Below are 17,626 nucleotides of genomic sequence, written 5' to 3' on the forward strand. Positions count from 1 at the left end.
GCGAGTTCGACCAACCACCGAGAAGGGTGATCACCATGGCAGTCTCACTTCCCACCTCCGCCGACGTCCGCAAGGTTCGGACCCAGGCCAACAAGGTCGTCAGCGCGCAGGTCGAGCTGGTTCGCACGCCGCTGCTCGCCTGGCTCGGTGCCGGCGACCTCGCGGTCAACAAGGTCAACGACGCCGTCGCCGAGGCCCGCACCCGCGCCACCGAGCGCCGTGACGCCGCCAAGGCCCGCGCCGAGAAGCTGCAGGACCAGCTGAGCGACCTGCCGACCGAGCTGCGCGAGAAGCTGACCACCGAGGAGCTGCGCAAGCGCTACGACGAGGTCACCGAGGAGGCCCGCAAGCGCTACAACGAGCTGGCCGACCGCGGCGAGGTCACCCTCGAGCGCATCCGCAAGCAGCCGCGCGTGGCGAAGGTCATCGACGCCGTCGAGGACGCCAACAAGCGCGTCGAGAAGAGCGTCGAGAAGGCCGTCGACAACGTGCACGACACCGGCGAAGAGGTTCTCGGCCGGTTCAGCACCGAGACTCGTTCGGTCGGCGAGCGCGCCGCCCGCGCCACCAAGCGCATCGCCGGTGAGACCGCCGAGACCGTGACCAAGGTCAGCGCCGAGGTTGCCGAGGAGATCACCGAGGCCGGTGACGAGGCCGCGACCGCGACCCGCAGCGCGACCCGCAAGGCCGCCAACCGCACCGCGCCGCGCAAGCCGGTTGCGAAGGCCCGCACCACCAACGGCACCGCCAAGTAAGACCGCTCGACAGAAACGCCCCCGGAGCCCACGCTCCGGGGGCGTTTACGCGCTCCCAGGTGGTCCGGTCTACCGATCTCGTGAGTGGCAAGTGGTCCTATAGCGCCACTCGCCACTCACGACCAAAAAGCGGTCGAGAGTGGCGAGTGGCGCTACGCCTGCGGCGCCCCTTCGGGGTAGAACCACTTGCCACTCACGAGGGGCTACTCTGGACCAGTGGAGCCGCTCTACAGACTTGACGAGTACATCCTCTGGATCTGTTGGATCCTGGGCATGCCGCTGGGTGCATGGGCGTTCATCCATGCCGTGACCTCGCGTCCGGATGCGTTCACCGCCGCCGACAAGCTCACCAAGCCGGCGTGGCTGGCGATCACCGGTATCGGTCTGGTCGTCCTCATCATCACCGGCGATCCGCTGAATCCGCTGGGTCCGTTCACCGGTCAGCCGTTCTGGGGTGGCCCGATGACGCTGTTCTGGGTTGCCGGGCTGATCGCCGAGCTGGTGTACCTGGTGGACGTGCGACCGAGTCTCATCGAGGTCCAGGGCGGCCGTCGCTAGTTCACCTTGAGCGAACCCGACTCAAGTTCATACGTACGTCTGGAATGACTGCAACGGTGTAAGTGTTGTAGCGGGCATGACAGACACACTGAAGCTGCCGGTCCTGCCACTGACCGATTCGGTCGTGTTGCCCGGCATGGTTGTCCCCATCCGTCTTGACCAGCCCGAGCCGCGCGCCGCCGTGGATGCTGCCCAGGCAGCCGAGGGCGAGCGCCGGGTCCTGTTGGTCCCCCGCCCGGACGGCCACTACGCCGCCGTCGGCACCGTCGCGGTCCTGGAGCAGGTCGGCCGGATGCCGACCGGCGAGCCCGCCGCGGTCGTCCGAGGTGAGCAGCGCGCCCGCATCGGCTCCGGAGTGACTGGACCGGGTGCCGCGCTCTGGGTCGAGGCCACCCCCATCACCGACGGCCAGGTCACCGGCCGCACCGAAGAGCTCGCCAAGGAGTACAAGGCGCTGGTCGTGTCGTTGCTGCAGCGGCGCAACGCATGGCAGGTCATCGACTCGGTGCAGTCGATCACCGACCCCGGTCAGCTCGCCGACACCGCCGGCTGGTCCAGCTGGCTGGACACCGAACGCAAGCTGCAACTGCTCAACGAGAGTGACCCGACGAAGCGGCTCGAGCTGCTGATCGGCTGGACGCGCGAGCACGTCGCCGAGCAGGAGGTCACCGAGAAGATCGCGGACGACGTCCGTGAAGGCATGGAGAAGACCCAGCGCGAGTTCCTGCTGCGCCAGCAGCTGGCCGCGATTCGCAAGGAACTGGGCGAGGACGAGCCGGAAGGCGCCGACGACTACCGCACGAGGGTCGAGAACGCCGATCTGCCCGAGCACGTCCGCAAGGCCGCGCTGACCGAGGTCGGCAAGCTGGAGCGGGCCTCGGACCAGAGCCCGGAGTCGGGCTGGATCCGTACCTGGCTGGACACGGTGCTGGACATTCCGTGGAACGAACGCACTGAGGACACCGACGACCTGGTTGCCGCCCGGGCGATCCTGGACGCCGACCACGCTGGCCTCGACGACGTCAAGGAACGGCTCATCGAGTTCCTGGCCGTGCGGGCCCGGCGCAACCGGCGCGGACTGTCGACCGTAGGCGGTCGTGGATCGGGCGCGGTGTTGTCGCTGGTCGGGCCTCCCGGTGTCGGTAAGACGTCGCTGGGGGAGTCGGTCGCCCGTGCGCTCGGTCGTAAGTTCGTCCGGGTCGCGCTCGGCGGCGTGCGGGACGAGGCGGAGATCCGCGGTCACCGGCGCACCTACGTCGGTGCGTTGCCCGGCCGGATCGTGCGTGCCATCCGTGAGGCGGGCGCGATGAACCCGGTCGTGCTGCTCGACGAGATCGACAAGGTGGGCAGCGACTTCCGGGGTGACCCGACCGCCGCACTGCTGGAGGTGCTGGACCCGGCGCAGAACCACACGTTCCGCGACCACTACCTCGAGGTCGACCTCGACCTGTCGGACGTGCTGTTCCTGGCGACCGCGAACGTCGCGGACACCATCCCCGGCCCGCTCGCGGACCGCATGGAGATGGTGACCCTGGACGGCTACACCGAGGCGGAGAAGGTCGCCATCGCGCGTGACCACCTGCTGCCCCGGCAGATCGACAAGGCCGGTCTGGAGCCGTCCGACGTCGAGTTCAGCGAGGTCGCGCTCGGCATGATCGCCGCCGAGTACACCCGTGAGGCAGGCGTTCGTCAGCTGGAACGCGGGCTGGCGAAGGTGCTGCGCAAGGTCGCGGTGTCGCTCGACAAGGGCGCCGAGGCGCCGGTGTCGGTGGACGCCGATGCGCTGGTCACCTACCTGGGTCGGCCCCGGTTCACCCCGGAGTCGGCGGAGCGCACCTCGGTGCCCGGTGTGGCAACGGGTCTCGCGGTCACCGGAGCCGGTGGTGACGTGCTGTTCATCGAGGCGACAGCGATGGACGGCGAGGCGGGCCTGACCCTGACCGGTCAGCTGGGCGACGTCATGAAGGAGTCGGTCTCGATCGCGCTGAGCTACCTGCGGTCGAAGGGCCTGGCCGGGGAGCTGGCTTCGAAGAAGCTGCACGTCCACGTGCCGGCCGGCGCGGTCCCGAAGGACGGCCCCTCGGCCGGTGTCACGATGACCACGGCGCTCGCGTCGCTGGCCACCGGGCGACCGGTCAAGGCGAACGTCGGCATGACCGGTGAGGTCACGCTGCAGGGCCGGGTCCTGCCGATCGGTGGGGTGAAGCAGAAGCTGCTCGCCGCGCACCGGGCCGGGCTGACCGAGGTGATCATCCCGAAGCGCAACGAGCCGGACCTGGACGACCTGCCCGAGTCGGTTCGTTCCCAACTGAAGATCTACCCGGTGGCCGATGTGGCTGACGTCCTCGAACTGGCCCTGGAGCCGGTCGAGGCCACGCTCACCGCCCACGCCGCCTGACCTGACCCGTGAGTGCCGTGGCCGCCTATAGGCGGCCACGGCACTCACGGTGTTTCGGCCTGGAGCTCCTGGTAGTGGCGCTTCAGGTCTTCGTCCTTGTTGATCGGGTCGTGCGCCTCATCCGGCGGGGTCTTGTCGGCTATCGTCACCCGGTTCAGGACCCCGAACATCCGCACCAGGTGCGCGACCCGCAGGTCGTCGGTCTCGGTCGGGCGCTGGCCGGGGCTCAAGGTCAGCCGCATCGCGCGATCCACCCAGCGCACGTCGTCGTGCAGCCCGGCCTGCTGGGCCGCTTCGAGCATGTGCATCCGAATCTCGGCTGGGGGCAGGCCGCACAGCGTCTCGAGGCTTTCCGGGCAACGCTGGAACAGCTTGCCGTGCTCACGCAGGAACACCAGCTCGAACGCGTAGGTGTGCCCGTGGCTGCAGTACGCGCAGCCGTTCAACAGCGAGATCGTCACGCACAGTAGATGGGTGCGCAGCGGACCGAGCACGCGGAGCGTCCGCTGGTAGCGCGGCATGTTCCGGGCGAACCACCACAGCGCGCGCACCGGCCCGAGCTGGGAGACCATCGGCTTCATCAGGTTGGGCGGGAAGCCCCAGAGACGTGTACCCAACCTTTCCAGCGCGGTGACAGCTGCCTTGTCGAGCATGCTGGCGTGCATCAGTTTCCCCCGGCCCCCCGACCTTCGACTGAACTGCGGAATAACGTTGCGTAACTGCGCAACTATTGTGAGCTACAGAGCATAGCGTGCCCGTTGTGGTCGGCGTCACCAAACGCTGGAATCAGGTGAAGACCATGGTCTTGTTGCCCTGAACCAGGACCCGGTCCTCCAGGTGCCAGCGCAGCCCCCTGGCGAGGACCAGCTTCTCCGCGTCCCGGCCGAGCCGCACCATGTCGGTGATCAGGTCACCGTGGTCGATCCGGATGACGTCCTGCTCGATGATCGGCCCCGCGTCCAGGTCGGCGGTCACGTAGTGGCACGTCGCGCCGATGAGCTTGACGCCACGCGCGTGCGCCTGGTGGTAGGGCCGGGCGCCGACGAACGACGGCAGGAAGCTGTGGTGGATGTTGATCGCCCGGCCGGCCCACGCCTCGCACAGCCGCGCGGGCACGATCTGCATGAACCGGGCGAGCACGACGGCGTGCGGATCGTGCGCGTCGACCTGCTTGGCCAGCTCGTCGAACGCCGCGTCGCGTGCGGCCTGGTCGGCACCGGCCGACGGGAACGGGACGTAGGAGAACGGCAGCCCGTGCGCCTCGACCATGCCGCGCAGCGCGTCGTTGTTGCCGATCACCGCGCTGATCCGGGCCGGAAGCTCGCCACTGGCGGCGCGGCCGAGCAGCTCGTGCAGACAGTGCCCTTCCTTGGTGACCAGCACGACGATGCGTTTGGTCTCGCCGGTGTCGGTGACCTGCCACTGCGCCTGGTCGGAGAGCGACGACGCGACCGAGGCGAACCGGTCACGCAGCTCGTCGACCTCGAAGGGCAGCGAGTCCGCCCTGACGACCTGGCGGGTGAAGAACCAGCCGGTGTAGCTGTCGGTGTGGTACGCCGCCTCGGTGATCCAGCCACCGGCGTCGGACAGGAACCCGGAGATGCGCGCCACGATCCCGGTCCGGTCCGGGCAGCTGAACGTGATGACGTACTGGCGGTCGGGAGCCTCCGGCATCAGCGGTTCAGCCATTCCGCCGTGAACCGGCTCTCGCGTTCCATGAGCTTCACGACCTGCTCCGCGATCGCGGTCTCGATCTTGCCGCCGAACAGCGGGATGTCGACCCTGGCCTGGCCGTCGATGCTGAACTCGCACTCGGCGCCGGACAGGTCACCGAGCCGCAGGGTGCCGCCGATGTTGCCGGGGGCGTCCTTCACCCTGGCGGCGACGTTGCCCTCGTACCGGCCGTCGGCGACCTTGCGCCAGGTCTCGGTGCGTTCGATCATCAGGTCGCCGCTGAGGAACTTCTGCACCGCGCTCGGCAGGTACTGCCGGCTCACGCCCTGGCGCAGCGTGTACTTCGCGGTGGTGTCGTCGCTGGCATGCTCCAGCAGTGCGGCGTTGTTGCCGCCGATGCTGGCGAGCTTGGCCTCCAGGTACTCGCGGCTCACCAGCTCGGCGAACGTCTGCTGCGCGGCGAGCGGGTATCGCGACTGGTGACGGATCGGCCGAGGCATGCCGAGACATTACCGTTGACTACCGTTAACCCCCGTGACGACCTCGACCCCGATCCGGTTGGCTGTCCCGTTGTCCGAGCTCACCACCCTGCGCCTGGGTGGCCCGGCACGGCGGCTGGTGTGCGCCGACTCGGTGGAAGCGGTCGTGTCCACGGTCCGCGCGGCCGACGCCGACGGCGACCCGCTGCTGGTGCTCGGCGGCGGTTCGAACCTGGTCGTTGCGGACTCCGGCGTCCCCGGCACGACCGTGTGGGTGGCGAACATCGGCCGCACCATCGAGCCAACCGGCGACGGGGACGTGCTGTTCACCGTCGCCGCCGGCGAGAACTGGGACACCGTGGTCGAGGACTCACTCGCCGACGGACTGACCGGCCTGGAGTGCCTGTCCGGCATCCCCGGGCGCGCCGGCGCGGTGCCGGTGCAGAACGTCGGCGCATACGGCGTGGAGATCGCCGAACTGCTGGTCGACGTGGACCTGTACAACCGTCGGGCCGGTGTCGTCCGTTCGCACGTACCGGCCGCCGATCTGGGGCTGGGCTACCGCAGCAGCGCGCTGAAGGGCCGGGACGACGCGGTGGTGCTGAGGATCCGGCTGAAGCTCGGCGCGGACCCGGCGCGGCTGAGCGGTCCGATCCGCTATGCAGAGCTGGCCCGGACACTGGGCGTCCAGCTGGGTGACCGGGTGCCGGCCGCCGCCGTGCGTGAGACCGTCCTGGAGCTGCGCCGGTCCAAGGGCATGGTGCTGGACGCGACCGACCACGACACGTGGAGCGCAGGCTCGTTCTTCACCAACCCGGTCCTGTCCGAACTGCCCGAGGCGCTGCGCGGTCGCGACATGCCGAGCTGGCCGCAGCCCGACGACCGGGTCAAGCTGTCCGCCGCCTGGCTGATCTCGAACGCCGGCTTCTCCCGGGGCCATCTCGGTCCCGGCGGCCGGGTCGCGCTGTCGAGCCGGCACTCGCTGGCGCTGACCAACCGAGGCGAGGGAACGACGGGGGACCTCCTGGAGCTGGCCCGCGAGGTCCGCGACGGCGTGCATGCCGCGTTCGGCGTGACCCTCACGCCGGAGCCGGTCCTCGTCGGCTGCGCGATCTGAGTTGTTCAGCCGACCGCGCTGGTGGGTGCTCGGCCCGGCAGTGCTGGCGGTCGTCGCATCGGTGTGGCTGCTGCTGGTCCCGGTCACGGTCGTCTACGTGACGGGCAAGGACCACCCCGCTCCGTACGACATCGCGACGCGCTACTCGTGGTGGACCACCGAACAGAACTTCGTCTACTCGGACACCGGCACCGGGCAGGTGGCGCACCTGGTCAACGGAGTTCGCCTCGACTGCTCGAACATCGTGGGGACCAGTGACCACGAACTGGCCGCGCCATCGGGACCGGCGGCCTGCGCGTCGGTCGAGAGTCCCCGGTTCATCTGGTCGTTGGTGCTGTTCGGACTTGGTCTGACCGGCCTGCTGCTGGTGGCGAAGGTCCCGGCCAGGCCCAGGAACTATCAGGATCGATACCGGATGCCCCGTGCCCAGCGCCGGGCGCTGAAGCGGGGGAGATATATGCGAATCCTCCTGGTGATCGCCCTGTTGGCGGGGTTGGCGGGATGCGCCGAGGACCCCGGGCCGCCGTCGGCGGACAAGGTCAAGGCCACGCTGGAGCGGCTGGGCGCGAACCCGGACACCCTCTATCTCGAACAGTTCGTCGCCACCAGCCCGGTCACGGGTCAGATGAGCCGGCAGGTCCTCACCCTGGTGCCGGCGAAGGACGCTGCGAGCTACCAGATCGTCGACTCACAGGGCGAGGTGTTCGACGACTACAACGACTTCCTCCGCAACAACAACCTGCCCGACATACCCGGACCTGATCAGCCGGGTCGTGGTTAGCGGAACGACTCCCACTTCTGCTTGATGCACCAGCCCAGTGCGGCGATCAGCACGAGCCTGATCAGCAACGCGAGCGAAGCCAGTCCGAACACGGAGTCGTAGACCACCGCGACCGCAACGACGGCGGCAAGCAGGTACACGGCCTTCCTCCACCAGAGCCACACGCCGGCGAGCGCGATCAACGCCACGACGAGTAGCACCATGGCACCGGCCGGGACCTCGGGGTTCCTCTGGCCATGCGTGACGATCTGCTGCCACACCAAGAAGTTGATCACCAGTGCGAAGATCTCGAACAAGGTGAAGACGGCCAGCGAGACGGTCAGCGCAGTACCCCGCCCTGCCTGCTTCTGCGAGACACTCACCGAGCCATCCTCTCTGGTAATTCTTCAGGAAAAAAGTAGCTGGTCTTCGATTCGGATGGCCGGCAGGACTCGAATGGTGAGTTGTCCGTGCAGGTCGGCCGTATCGAATTCTATTCGCAGGTATGCCTCGCCTGCGCCGGAATTTACCAGGAGTCGGCGAGCTCCCTCGCGAAGGATGTCAACGAGGGCCTCCTCTCCTTGGCTCCAGCGAAAACGTACGGAGCTTCCGACCACATCGAAACTGAGGTCGAAGTGGTCATCGGAGTTTATTGGGTAGTGCAGTAGATATATGAAGTCTTCGCCTTCTGCGCGCTCGGGGGTCACTCCAAGCGCGTCGATCCACTCTTCTTCAGTGGGTGTGATAAATTCTCGGACGCCCATTATTTCCCTCCGTAGGGGATGATCGTGATCAGCTTCAGTCCATTGTCAGTCTGCTGCCATGTCGATTCAATCTTCAATATCCCGCGAGGACCGGCGAGGAGGGAGTCGCGAACTTCAAACTTTCCGTATTCTGTTTCGAATGCGCGTTGTATGTTGCTGGACGAAGCGCTGGCTTCGCTTAGGTTCTCTCTAAGGAGCTGTCGACTCTGTGGTGAATCGAAAATCCCAATACGTGCCAGCTGCTCCTTCATCTGAACGGATCGAGCCGTGTTGTGTGGGCCTGAGGTGACCTTGCCGAAAATGTAGTCGAACTTGCCCTCCTCCATGATTGGCCTAGGAACTTGTCCGCCACCTGGTTGAGCAGCTGACTCACCTTTGGGGGTTAGCTTTCCGACGAAGGGTGCGGTGAGCAGGCCCGCGGAGGTGGTGAGTTCCGCGCCCCGAGTCAGTCGCTCGGCGGGGCTGAGTTTGTCCTAGTCCTGATAGAGCTGACCTGCCTGATTCCCCACCCCGGGGGCAGCCAAGACTGATGCACCCCTGGCAGCGGCTATGGCTGCCGCTTCTCTTCCGTCTGCGCCCGCCGCGCCCCCGAAGACAGCGGCCACGTTGGAGGCGCCACTGAGGACGTTGAGGTAGTCGGCCTGAGCGCGGGGGTCGTCCAGGGCAATTCCTTGGCCGTGCCGGACACGGCTGGTCAAATCCTCGCCGGAGCTGACGCCGGTGACGATACTGCCGAGGAATTCGAGGCCGGCACCCGCGGAGTTCAGCCCGCTTCCGAGCCCGGTCGACAGGGTCGGAGTTTCAGAGTTGAGGGCGGAGCCTTGCTCTCTGAGTGATTTGCCGGTGGCGGTCAGCCATTTGCCGCCCTTTTCGATCGTGGGCCAGAAACCGGTGGCCGGGTGCGCCGGGCTGGTTATCAACGACCCCGCGTCGCCGGTGGGATCACCGAGATCCGCCGGTCGGGTCACGGTCAGGCCCTCAGGGAGCGGGTTGTTCCTGAGGTAGTCGTCGAAGTCGGTGTAGTGGGCGCCTTGGCTGTCCATCAAGTAGTTCTTGCCGTCGGCGCCCTTGACCTGGAACAGGTTCGATGTCCCGGTGTTGCCGTTGCCGTCGCGCAGCACCACCGGCGTCGAGCTGACCTTCGGATCCGGACCGGCAAGATTCTTCAGCGCGGCGTTGAACTCGTCGGGGTTGCCGTGTGCCTGGGCGACCAGCGCGGACAGCTGATTGCGGTCGACCGGGGTCGTGCCGAAGTTCGGTGTCTTCTCCTGAAGCTCGGGAGGCAGTGAGTTCTGGAAGTCGCGTAGCACGTTGGTGCTCTCGGCGTCCGGTCTCAGCGGTTTAGGCCCGGCGGCCGCGGTGATCGGGTGTCCGGCATCGTCGGTCGGTGTACTCCCGGCTGAGGTCACAGGTATTACGGCGGTGGATGGCTGGGGCGGACCGGGCGTCGGCGGTGGTGGCGCCGCGTTCGAGGCCGTTGCCGCTGGGTGTGCCACCGGAGCTGGTGTCGGTGACGACTGCCCTGTGGGTGCGCGAGTCGGTACCGGAGGTGCGGCCGGGCCAGTGGTGGGGGTGACGCCTTGGCCTGTCGCGGGAGCACTAGCGACCGGTGGCGGTGCGGCCGGTTGTGTGGTGGTGGACGAGTTCCCGTTGTTCTGTCCGTTCGCGGGCGAATTCGGGTTCGGGTGCGCCACCTCGGTGGGCCCCGGCCCACTGTTACCGGACGATGAATTCGAGGAGTTGTCCGTGCTGCGCTTGGGTCCCGGCTCCGGGCCCTTGTCGCCGCCACCGCCGGGCGGCGGCGGTGCGGGATCGGCTTGCGCCCAACCCGTGCCGGAGGAGATCGCCGATACCGGCGAGACGGGGTGACTGACCGCCGGTGGTGAAGGTGCGCTCGCCACGAGAACCAATAGCGACACCACAGACCACAGTGCGCTACGCATTCGTCCCCCACGTGCGGCTGCCGGAACAGACGGTATGGACTATATGGGATCGAGGATTCCGACGGTCCCGGTTTGGCCGAATCTACGGACAGCGGGACGGCGGCAACCAACTGCTTGTTCGCTGCGTTCGGTCGTGGGAGGTCAGTCGACCTGCACGACGTGAACCGCCGCTTCGAGGCCCGTGAAACCACTCTTGTCCCGGGTGAGCAGAGTCATCTGGTGACGCGCCGCGGTGGCCGCGATGAGCAGGTCGAGCCGCCGGGGCCGGGGGTTGTGCCCGTACTGCCGGACCATGCTGGCCAAGACGCCATAGAGCTCGGCGGTCGGCAGGTCGAGCGGCAGCACGGCGTAGTTGTCGAGGATGATCTGCAAGCGCCGCCGTCGCGCAAGGCTCTGGAGCTGGTCGGGCACTGTGGCGCCGTACTGAAGCTCGGCAACGGTGATCATGCTGATGGCCAACTCTTTGGCGTATGCAGCCAGACCCTTCGCTGGGGGCTGGATCCAGACCGACGTGTCAGGAAGCGCGAGGCCGCCGGTCACTGCGATGTCGGATCGGGATGGACCTCATCGTCCTGCGCCGGACCGAGCGCGCTGTCCCCGAGGAGGTCATCGATCTCGGACATGTCCCTGTCCCAGTGCTCGACATCGATCGGCGGCAGGCCACGAAGCAGAGCGTCCACCTCCGCCGCGGGTATCGTCGTCCGCCGTTGATCCCGCTGATGCGGAACAAGATCGGCGACAGGCACCCCGTTGACGGTGACGGTGAAACGTTCGCCCCGCGCGACGCGTCGCATGATGGCCGCGTTGTCATTGCGCAGCTCGGACTGCTTGATGACCTCAGCCACGCTCCGATCGTAGCGATTGATAGCACATTGCGCTATTTCGGTTAGAGGTCAGTAACACAGGGAGAGGAGGCAGACTGTCGGGGTGGGGCTACAACGGATTCTCTTGGCGTTCGCGATCGTGCTCGTCGGCGGCGGCGGGGTGTGGGCCGGCGCGAGCGTCGAGGAGGACGAGGGGTCGCCGCTGGAGTCGGTGTTCGCCCCGAGCCCGCCGAAGGTCAGCCTCAGCTATCAGCCGCCGGCCGGCGGGCCGCCGATCGGGCCGAAGACCGAGATCAGCGTGACAGCCAAGGACGGTGAGCTGCGCGACGTCGCGCTCACCCCAGCCGGCGGCAAGGCGGTGCCGGGCACGTTGGCTCCCGACCGGCGCACCTGGATCACCAGCGAGCCGCTCGCCTACGGCACCACCTACACCTGGAGCGGCAGCGCGGTCGACGTGGACGGCAAGACCGTTCCGATCGCCGGGACGTTCAGCACCGTCAAGCCGTCGAAGCAGGTCAGGGCCACGTTCAACATCGGCGACGGTCGGACCGTCGGTGTCGCCGCGCCGATCCTGCTGCAGTTCAACTCGCACATCGAGGACCGTGCCGCCGCCGAGCGGGCGCTGTCGATCGAGACGTCCGTGCCCACCGAAGGCGCCTGGGGCTGGCTGCCCGACGAGGGCGGCGGCTCGCGGGTGTTCTGGCGGCCGAGGGAGTACTGGAAGTCCGGCACCGAGGTCAAGGTCACCGCGAACCTGTTCGGCGTCTCCTACGGCGCCGGCGCGTACGGCACGACCGACCTGAGCACGACGTTCTCCATCGGCCGAGCGCTCGTCACGAAGGCCGACGTCAACAGTCACCAGCTCGTGGTGCTGCGCGACGGCCAGGAGGTGGCGAACTATCCCGCCAGCTACGGCCTGGACTCCGACCCGAACCGCAACACCCGCTCCGGCATCCACGTCATCACCGAGAAGTTCACCGACAAACGGATGCGCAGCGAGCAGTACGGCTACGACGTGATGGAGAAGTGGGCCGTCCGGATGAGCAACAACGGCGAGTTCATCCACGCCAACCCGCAGACCACCGGCGTGCAGGGCTCGTCGAACGTCAGCCACGGCTGCGTCAACCTGTCCACCGAGGACGCCAAGGCCTACTACGACATGGCGATGTACGGCGACCCGGTCGAGGTCACCGGCTCCGGCGTGAACCTGTCGGCGCGCGACGGCGACATCTGGGCCTGGACCCTCGACTGGCCCAAGTGGCAGAGCCTCTCCGCGCTCGACTGAGCCGGGCTGGACTGAGCGGGATGGCGGGGCCGGGGTGGAGGCAGCCACAGGCCCGGCCCCGCCGGTTCAGGACGGCCGTCGGACCGACAGGAACTGAGTTCGCTGGGCGATCAGCAGGAGCGAGCACGGCGAGATCGTGCGGCAGCTGCGGCAGTGCCCGTCGTCGTCGCGGTGCTCGAAGAGCAGCTGCTCCCACCCCTTCTCGCTGAACTTCAGCAGCAGCAGAGCCGCCGACTCGATCGCCCTGCCGTTCTCGGTATCCGGCAGTGTCGCCCAGGACGGATCGGCACCAGATAACATCTGACCCCCATAGATTCTCTGTGCGCGAGAGCGCGTGGTGAATTTGTAACGTGATACGTCGTGGTGGTCAAGGGGGAGATCAAGTGGTTCTCGCGTCAACAAGTCCGACGATTCTGAAGCGCTGGATGGCGTTCGAGCTCCGCAAGATCCGGGAGGACGCCGGGATCAGCCGCAGCCAGGTCGCGCAGCGGCTGCACTGCGTGGTCTCGCACGTGTCGCACGTCGAGACGATGCGCAACCTGCCGCGCGCCGCCGAGATCGAGGTGATGCTCGACTTCTACGGCGCCGCCGACCGCACCGAGTTCTTCATCGACATGCTCACCGCCGCCCGCAAGGGCAAGGACTGGTGGGCGGCCTACCAGGACGCCGTGCCGAAGGAGTTCGACCTGTTCCTGGGCCTGGAGAACATAGCGACCCGCATCGACAGCTATGCGGCGATGGTGGTGCCCGGCCTGCTTCAGCTCCCTTCCTACGCTGAAGCTGTCATCCGGGATGACGGCCCTGATCTGAGCGACGAAGAGGTAGTCGAGCGGATCAGCCTGCGCAGCGCCAGGCAGCAGATCCTGGAGCGCGAGGACCCACAGGTGCGAGTGCGGACGGTCCTGGACGAGTCAGTGCTGCGGCGAGCTGTCGGCGGCGCGGAGGTGGCAGCCGAGCAGTTGACTTATCTTGCGGAGCTGGCGGACCGGCCGAATGTCGAGATTCAGGTACTGCCAGTGTCGTTGGGTGCTCACCCCGGGATCGGCGGTAGCTTCCAGCTGCTCTCGTTCCCGCCAAATATGCCTGGTGACCAGGGCGTAAGCTACGTGGAGAACACGATGCAAGCGATCTACTACGAGGCAGCCGAAGAGGTCGCGGCGTATCGGGACGTGTTCATCCGGCTACAGGAGCGGGCACTTTCGTCCGCTGAGTCCCGCGCCGCGCTTCAGAGTGCAGTACGGGAGTTCAGCGGTGGAGCAGCAGGACGTGGCGGAGGCGTTGAGTCGCGCTAGTGCCTGGCGTAAGTCCGCTTACTCGAAACGGGCAGACGACTGTGTCGAGGTCAGCACCGAGGTGTCGGGCTGGGTGGGTGTGCGCGACAGCAAGCTCGCCTCGACCAGCCCCATCCTGGCGTTCACGGCTTCCCAGTGGGGATCATTCGTACGGGGACTCGGGGCCTAGGGAACACAGTCGCCCGGTGGCGGTGGTGCGCGCGGGCGACTTTGCACACCGTCGTGCTGTGTCGCACACGTCCGGACATGTGCGACACAGCACGACGGTGTGCAAAGTGGAACCCTTGGGGCACCCGCTCAGGAACGATGAACCCGAGTGGCGGAAGCCTGATCCCGGGCCTTCACCACAATGGTGTCGAGATTGACATGAGCCGGCCGGCTGACCGCGAACCCGATCACCTCGGCGATGTCGTCGGCCGACAACGGGGTCAGCCCCTCGTAGACCTTGTCGGCCTTGTCCTGGTCACCGGAGAACCGGACGGCCGAGAACTCCGTCTCGACCAGCCCCGGTGCGACCTCGGTCAACCGAACCGGCTGCCCGAGCAGCTCACCGCGCAACGTCCGGTGCAGGACGGCCTGCGCATGCTTGGCCGAGGTGTACCCGGACCCGTTGTCGTAGGCCTCGAACGCCGCCACCGACGTCACCGTGATGACGTGCCCGTCGCCCGAGGCGATGAGCTTCGGCAACAGGCCCTTGGTGATCCGCAGCGTCCCCATGACGTTGGTCTCCCACATCCAGCGCCAGTTGGCCTCGTCGGCGTCGGCCACCGACTCCAGGCCTTTCGCGCCGCCCGCGTTGTTGACCAGCACCCTGGCTGAGGGGATCGCTGAGACGAAGGCGTCGACCGAATCGCTGTCGGTGACGTCCAGGGACAGCGCGGTGCCGCCGATCTCGGTGGCGATCTTCTCGATCCGGTCCAGACGCCGGGCGCCGAGTACCACGTGGAAACCCTGAACCGCCAGGTGACGGGCGGTGGCCGCGCCGATCCCGGAGCTCGCTCCGGTGACGACGGCGGTGGGACGTTCGGGGCTGTTGCTGGTCACGGAACGCCAGCCTAATAACCCCGCCGCCGGGTGCGCGCGGTGGCGTCGTGCTATCAAGACCACGTGAGGGGTTACCGGTTGGCCAGCGTTGCGTCCCTGCCTAGGCGGGTGTGCCTGGTGTCCGTGCACACGTCGCCGTTGGAACAACCGGGTACCGGCGACGCGGGCGGCATGAACGTCTACATCGAGCAGACCGCGCTGCGGATGGCGGAGCGCGGGGTCGCGGTGGAGATTTTCACCAGGGCGACGTCGTCCGACCAGCCGCCGGCCATCGAGATGGCGCCGGGCGTTCTGGTGCGGCACGTGCCCGCCGGGCCGTTCGAAGGGCTGAGCAAGGACGAGTTGCCCAGCCAGCTGTGCACGTTCGCCGGTGGCGTCCTGCGGACCGAGGCGCAGCACGAACCGGGCTACTACGACGTCGTCCACACGCACTACTGGCTGTCGGGGCAGGCCGGTTGGCTGGCCAGGGACCGGTGGGGCGTTCCGCTGGTGCACAGCGCACACACCCTGGCCAAGGTCAAGAACGCGCTGCTCGCCGAGGGCGACACCCCGGAGCCCCGGGCCCGGCTGATCGGTGAGGAGCAGGTCGTCGCGGAGGCGGACCGGCTGGTCGGCAACACCGACGAGGAGACCAGGCAGCTGGTCGAGCTGTACGACGCCGACCCGAACCGCACCGTCACGATCCCGCCCGGCGTCGACCTGGCGCGGTTCACCCCGGGCGACCGCACCGCGGCGCGCAGAGAGCTGAACATCGCGTCGAACGCCGTCGTGCTCGCCTTCATCGGGCGCATCCAGCCGCTCAAAGCGCCGGACGTGCTGCTGCACGCGGCCGCCGAGATGCTCGCGCAGGCCCGCACCCGGGGCGAGTCGGTGTGGCGCGACCTGCGCCGGCGGCTCACCGTGCTGGTGGTGGGCGGCCCCTCGGGTTCGGGGCTCGCCGAACCGACCGCGCTACGCAAGCTCGCGGCGACGCTCGGCATCGCCGACGTGGTCCGCTTCCTGAAGCCCCGGCCCAGCGAGCAGCTGGCCACCGTCTACCGGGCGGCCGACGTGGTCGCCGTACCCAGCCACAACGAGTCGTTCGGGCTGGTCGCGCTGGAAGCCCAGGCCTGCGGGACTCCGGTGGTGGCCGCCGAGGTCGGTGGGCTGCCGGTCGCGGTGGCGGACGGCCGGTCCGGGTTGCTCGTCGCCGGGCACGGCGCGGCGTCCTGGGCCGGTGCCCTGGCGTCGGTGGCGCTGCGGCCCGCGCGGTGGGCGGAACTGTCCGCCGGCGCCGTCCAGCACGCCAGGCGGTTCTCCTGGGACCGTACGACCGACGCCCTGCTGACCACCTACGTCGACGCCGGTGCCGAGTTCCGCGCGCGGCTCGGTCTGGAAGGGTTGGCCGGGTGAGCGCCGACCTGGACGAGCTGATCGGTTCCGCACTGGACGACCGTGAGCTGGAGTACCAGCGCCACGGCGCCGGGCGGTTCCTGGTCACGGTCCCGGGCACGGCGCGGCTGCAGACGCCGACCTGGCTGATCGTGTCCACGCACGCGTTGCTCGTCGGCGCGTTCGTGTGCCGGCAGCCGGACGAGGCGCACGAGGACGTCTACCGCTTCATGCTGCGCCGCAACGCCAAGCTGTACGGCGTGCACTACGCGCTGGACAAGGTCGGCGACATCCACCTGGTGGGCCGCACCCCGCTGCACGCGGTCACCGCCGACGAGATCGACCGGCTGCTCGGTCAGGTACTCGAGGCGGCCGACGGTGACTTCAACACGTTCCTGCGCCTCGGGTTCGCCTCGTCGATCCGCCGTGAGTACGCCTGGCGCGTCGACCGGGGTGAGTCCCTGGCGAACCTCGCCGCGTTCGAATCGCTGGTCAACGACTCCTAAATCGGTGGTGGGCGTGCCCGGCACCGGACACGATGCTCCTCAGATATCGGACCGATGATGAGGAGCTGTTCGTGGTGATCGAGGCAAGGGTCGCTCTGGTGGGTGTCGCGCTGGCGCTGCTCGGCGGGTGCGCGGCGGAGCCGGCTCCCGGGCCGCCCGCCCCGGCCTCGCCTGCTCGAGGCGCCTGTGACGCCTACTCGCGCACCGAGCTGTTCTTCGGCACCAACCGGGCCGTCGGCGAGCCGATCAGCGACCAGGAGTTCACCGCGTTCGTCGACGCCGAGGTGACCCCGTTGTTCCCGGACGGCCTGACCGTGCTGCCCGGGAGCGGACAGTTCCGTGGGGCGGACGGGCGGCTGGTGCGGGAGCGGAGCCAGGTGCTGGTGTTGATCTACCCGGTCAGTACGGACGGGGAGAGCGGAAGCAAGATCGACCGGATTCGGGAGCTGTACAAGCAGAAGTTCGCGCAGGAGTCCGTGCTGCGGGTCGACGACCAGGACCCGAGCTGCGTGAGTTTTTAGCGGTCCCGGTGGTCTGGGACTTGCGGGGGGGTGTCCCTATGGCACTTGTCAAGCTGCGGCTGGGAGTTTCGGGGCGTGTGAGTTGCTTGGGTGTCGGTAGAGGGCGTGGTCTCGGAGCATGGCGTAGAGGACGTCGCAGCGTCGTCGGGCCAGGCAGATGAGGGCGGCGTTGTGCTTTTTCTTTTCGGCTCGTTTGCGGTCGTAGTAGGCGCGGCTGGTGGGGTCGGACAGGGCGGCGAACGCGGCGAGGAAGAACGCGCGTTTAAGTTTGCGGTTGCCGGTGCGTGCGGGGTGTTCGCCTTTAATGCTGGTGCCGGAGATGCGGCTGACTGGTG

The 17,626-nt window shown here is 67.8% G+C and carries 24 protein-coding genes; 12 read left to right on the forward strand and 12 right to left on the reverse strand.

The genetic code is table 11. From position 1 onward, the window contains the following. Positions 1-35 precede the first annotated feature (35 nt). The 3 genes from G406_RS52910 to lon all read left to right on the forward strand — a co-directional run bounded on the left by G406_RS52910 (position 36) and on the right by lon (position 3,711). Positions 36-755, forward strand: a complete 720-nt coding sequence (locus G406_RS52910) for a hypothetical protein (protein ID WP_156935420.1) — start codon at positions 36-38, stop codon at positions 753-755. Between the two features lie 273 nt (positions 756-1,028). Continuing rightward, complete coding sequence (locus tag G406_RS0140510) at positions 1,029-1,313, forward strand: DUF2516 family protein (RefSeq protein ID WP_051343353.1); 285 nt, start codon at positions 1,029-1,031, stop codon at positions 1,311-1,313. A gap of 76 nt (positions 1,314-1,389) precedes the next feature. Then, a complete protein-coding gene (gene lon / locus G406_RS0140515) occupies positions 1,390-3,711 on the forward strand; it encodes an endopeptidase La (RefSeq protein WP_028938296.1) in 2,322 nt (773 codons plus the stop codon). Between the two features lie 44 nt (positions 3,712-3,755). On the opposite strand, the gene G406_RS0140520 is transcribed toward lon, so the two are convergent. The 3 genes from G406_RS0140520 to G406_RS0140530 all read right to left on the reverse strand — a co-directional run bounded on the left by G406_RS0140520 (position 3,756) and on the right by G406_RS0140530 (position 5,885). After that, entirely contained in the window at positions 3,756-4,376 is a 621-nt protein-coding gene (locus G406_RS0140520; RefSeq protein WP_037081040.1) for a carboxymuconolactone decarboxylase family protein, read from the reverse strand. A gap of 121 nt (positions 4,377-4,497) precedes the next feature. Then, entirely contained in the window at positions 4,498-5,400 is a 903-nt protein-coding gene (gene purU, locus G406_RS0140525; RefSeq protein WP_245607397.1) for a formyltetrahydrofolate deformylase, read from the reverse strand. Then, entirely contained in the window at positions 5,385-5,885 is a 501-nt protein-coding gene (locus G406_RS0140530) for a DUF2505 domain-containing protein (protein ID WP_028938299.1), read from the reverse strand. Before G406_RS0140530 ends, purU begins: the two co-directional genes overlap by 16 nt. 34 nt (positions 5,886-5,919) lie before the next feature. On the opposite strand from G406_RS0140530, the gene G406_RS0140535 reads away from it, so the two are divergent. Next, positions 5,920-6,981 (forward strand): UDP-N-acetylmuramate dehydrogenase, encoded by a 1,062-nt coding sequence (locus G406_RS0140535; protein ID WP_037081042.1) that lies wholly within the window; start codon positions 5,920-5,922, stop codon positions 6,979-6,981. A 25-nt stretch (positions 6,982-7,006) separates the two neighbouring features. Further along, positions 7,007-7,762 carry a hypothetical protein gene (locus G406_RS0140540; RefSeq protein ID WP_156935421.1) on the forward strand — a complete coding sequence of 252 codons (756 nt, stop codon included), beginning with the start codon at positions 7,007-7,009 and terminating at the stop codon, positions 7,760-7,762. Here the strand turns inward: G406_RS0140540 and G406_RS0140545 are convergent. The 4 genes from G406_RS0140545 to G406_RS0140555 form a co-directional block, all read right to left on the reverse strand. Continuing rightward, positions 7,759-8,124 carry a hypothetical protein gene (locus tag G406_RS0140545; protein ID WP_028938302.1) on the reverse strand — a complete coding sequence of 122 codons (366 nt, stop codon included), beginning with the start codon at positions 8,122-8,124 and terminating at the stop codon, positions 7,759-7,761. The genes G406_RS0140540 and G406_RS0140545 overlap by 4 nt on opposite strands. A 24-nt stretch (positions 8,125-8,148) precedes the next feature. Continuing rightward, a complete protein-coding gene (locus G406_RS57625) occupies positions 8,149-8,505 on the reverse strand; it encodes a hypothetical protein (RefSeq protein ID WP_156935422.1) in 357 nt (118 codons plus the stop codon). Continuing rightward, complete coding sequence (locus tag G406_RS57630) at positions 8,505-8,831, reverse strand: hypothetical protein (RefSeq protein WP_156935423.1); 327 nt, start codon at positions 8,829-8,831, stop codon at positions 8,505-8,507. Before G406_RS57630 ends, G406_RS57625 begins: the two co-directional genes overlap by 1 nt. A gap of 147 nt (positions 8,832-8,978) precedes the next feature. Further along, the gene (locus G406_RS0140555; RefSeq protein ID WP_028938304.1) at positions 8,979-9,914 is read right to left on the reverse strand and encodes a hypothetical protein; all 936 of its coding nucleotides are present in this window, start codon (positions 9,912-9,914) and stop codon (positions 8,979-8,981) included. Positions 9,915-9,931: 17 nt separating this feature from the next. On the opposite strand from G406_RS0140555, the gene G406_RS57635 reads away from it, so the two are divergent. Continuing rightward, complete coding sequence (locus G406_RS57635; RefSeq protein ID WP_156935424.1) at positions 9,932-10,081, forward strand: hypothetical protein; 150 nt, start codon at positions 9,932-9,934, stop codon at positions 10,079-10,081. A 508-nt stretch (positions 10,082-10,589) separates the two neighbouring features. On the opposite strand, the gene G406_RS0140570 is transcribed toward G406_RS57635, so the two are convergent. Continuing rightward, a complete protein-coding gene (locus G406_RS0140570; protein WP_028938306.1) occupies positions 10,590-10,988 on the reverse strand; it encodes a PIN domain-containing protein in 399 nt (132 codons plus the stop codon). Beyond that, complete coding sequence (locus G406_RS0140575) at positions 10,985-11,293, reverse strand: type II toxin-antitoxin system Phd/YefM family antitoxin (protein WP_028938307.1); 309 nt, start codon at positions 11,291-11,293, stop codon at positions 10,985-10,987. The genes G406_RS0140570 and G406_RS0140575 overlap by 4 nt, the downstream gene beginning before the upstream one ends. 103 nt (positions 11,294-11,396) lie before the next feature. On the opposite strand from G406_RS0140575, the gene G406_RS0140580 reads away from it, so the two are divergent. Then, positions 11,397-12,557, forward strand: coding sequence for a L,D-transpeptidase (locus tag G406_RS0140580; protein ID WP_245607398.1), 1,161 nt, complete (start codon positions 11,397-11,399; stop codon positions 12,555-12,557). Positions 12,558-12,623: 66 nt separating this feature from the next. Here the strand turns inward: G406_RS0140580 and G406_RS0140585 are convergent, their stop codons facing one another. Further along, positions 12,624-12,857, reverse strand: coding sequence for a hypothetical protein (locus G406_RS0140585; RefSeq protein ID WP_028938309.1), 234 nt, complete (start codon positions 12,855-12,857; stop codon positions 12,624-12,626). Positions 12,858-12,982: 125 nt separating this feature from the next. Between G406_RS0140585 and G406_RS52915 the strand changes: the two genes are divergently transcribed. Further along, positions 12,983-13,849, forward strand: coding sequence for a helix-turn-helix domain-containing protein (locus tag G406_RS52915; RefSeq protein ID WP_051343338.1), 867 nt, complete (start codon positions 12,983-12,985; stop codon positions 13,847-13,849). After that, positions 13,824-14,018, forward strand: a complete 195-nt coding sequence (locus G406_RS59490) for a DUF397 domain-containing protein (protein WP_084216778.1) — start codon at positions 13,824-13,826, stop codon at positions 14,016-14,018. The genes G406_RS52915 and G406_RS59490 overlap by 26 nt, the downstream gene beginning before the upstream one ends. Positions 14,019-14,146: 128 nt before the next feature. Here the strand turns inward: G406_RS59490 and G406_RS0140600 are convergent, their stop codons facing one another. After that, a complete protein-coding gene (locus G406_RS0140600) occupies positions 14,147-14,893 on the reverse strand; it encodes an SDR family NAD(P)-dependent oxidoreductase (RefSeq protein ID WP_028938310.1) in 747 nt (248 codons plus the stop codon). Positions 14,894-14,971: 78 nt separating this feature from the next. Here G406_RS0140600 and mshA point away from each other — a divergent pair, with 78 nt between their 5' ends. The 3 genes from mshA (at position 14,972) to G406_RS0140615 (ending at position 17,291) form a co-directional block, all read left to right on the forward strand. Further along, on the forward strand, positions 14,972-16,285 hold the full coding sequence (gene mshA, locus G406_RS0140605; protein ID WP_425414682.1) for a D-inositol-3-phosphate glycosyltransferase: 1,314 nt from the start codon (positions 14,972-14,974) through the stop codon (positions 16,283-16,285). Next, positions 16,282-16,770, forward strand: coding sequence for a type III secretion system chaperone family protein (locus G406_RS0140610; RefSeq protein WP_028938312.1), 489 nt, complete (start codon positions 16,282-16,284; stop codon positions 16,768-16,770). Before mshA ends, G406_RS0140610 begins: the two co-directional genes overlap by 4 nt. Positions 16,771-16,841: 71 nt before the next feature. Continuing rightward, positions 16,842-17,291: a DUF3574 domain-containing protein gene (locus G406_RS0140615; protein ID WP_169736881.1), complete on the forward strand. Its 450-nt coding sequence runs from the start codon at positions 16,842-16,844 to the stop codon at positions 17,289-17,291. A 48-nt stretch (positions 17,292-17,339) separates the two neighbouring features. Here the strand turns inward: G406_RS0140615 and G406_RS56395 are convergent. Further along, on the reverse strand, positions 17,340-17,626 hold a 287-nt coding region (locus G406_RS56395), incomplete at its 5' end, for a transposase (RefSeq protein WP_156935425.1).

The organism is Actinospineispora spinosispora DSM 44797, from assembly GCF_000429025.1.
GTDB classification, from domain to species: domain Bacteria; phylum Actinomycetota; class Actinomycetes; order Mycobacteriales; family Pseudonocardiaceae; genus Pseudonocardia; species Pseudonocardia spinosispora.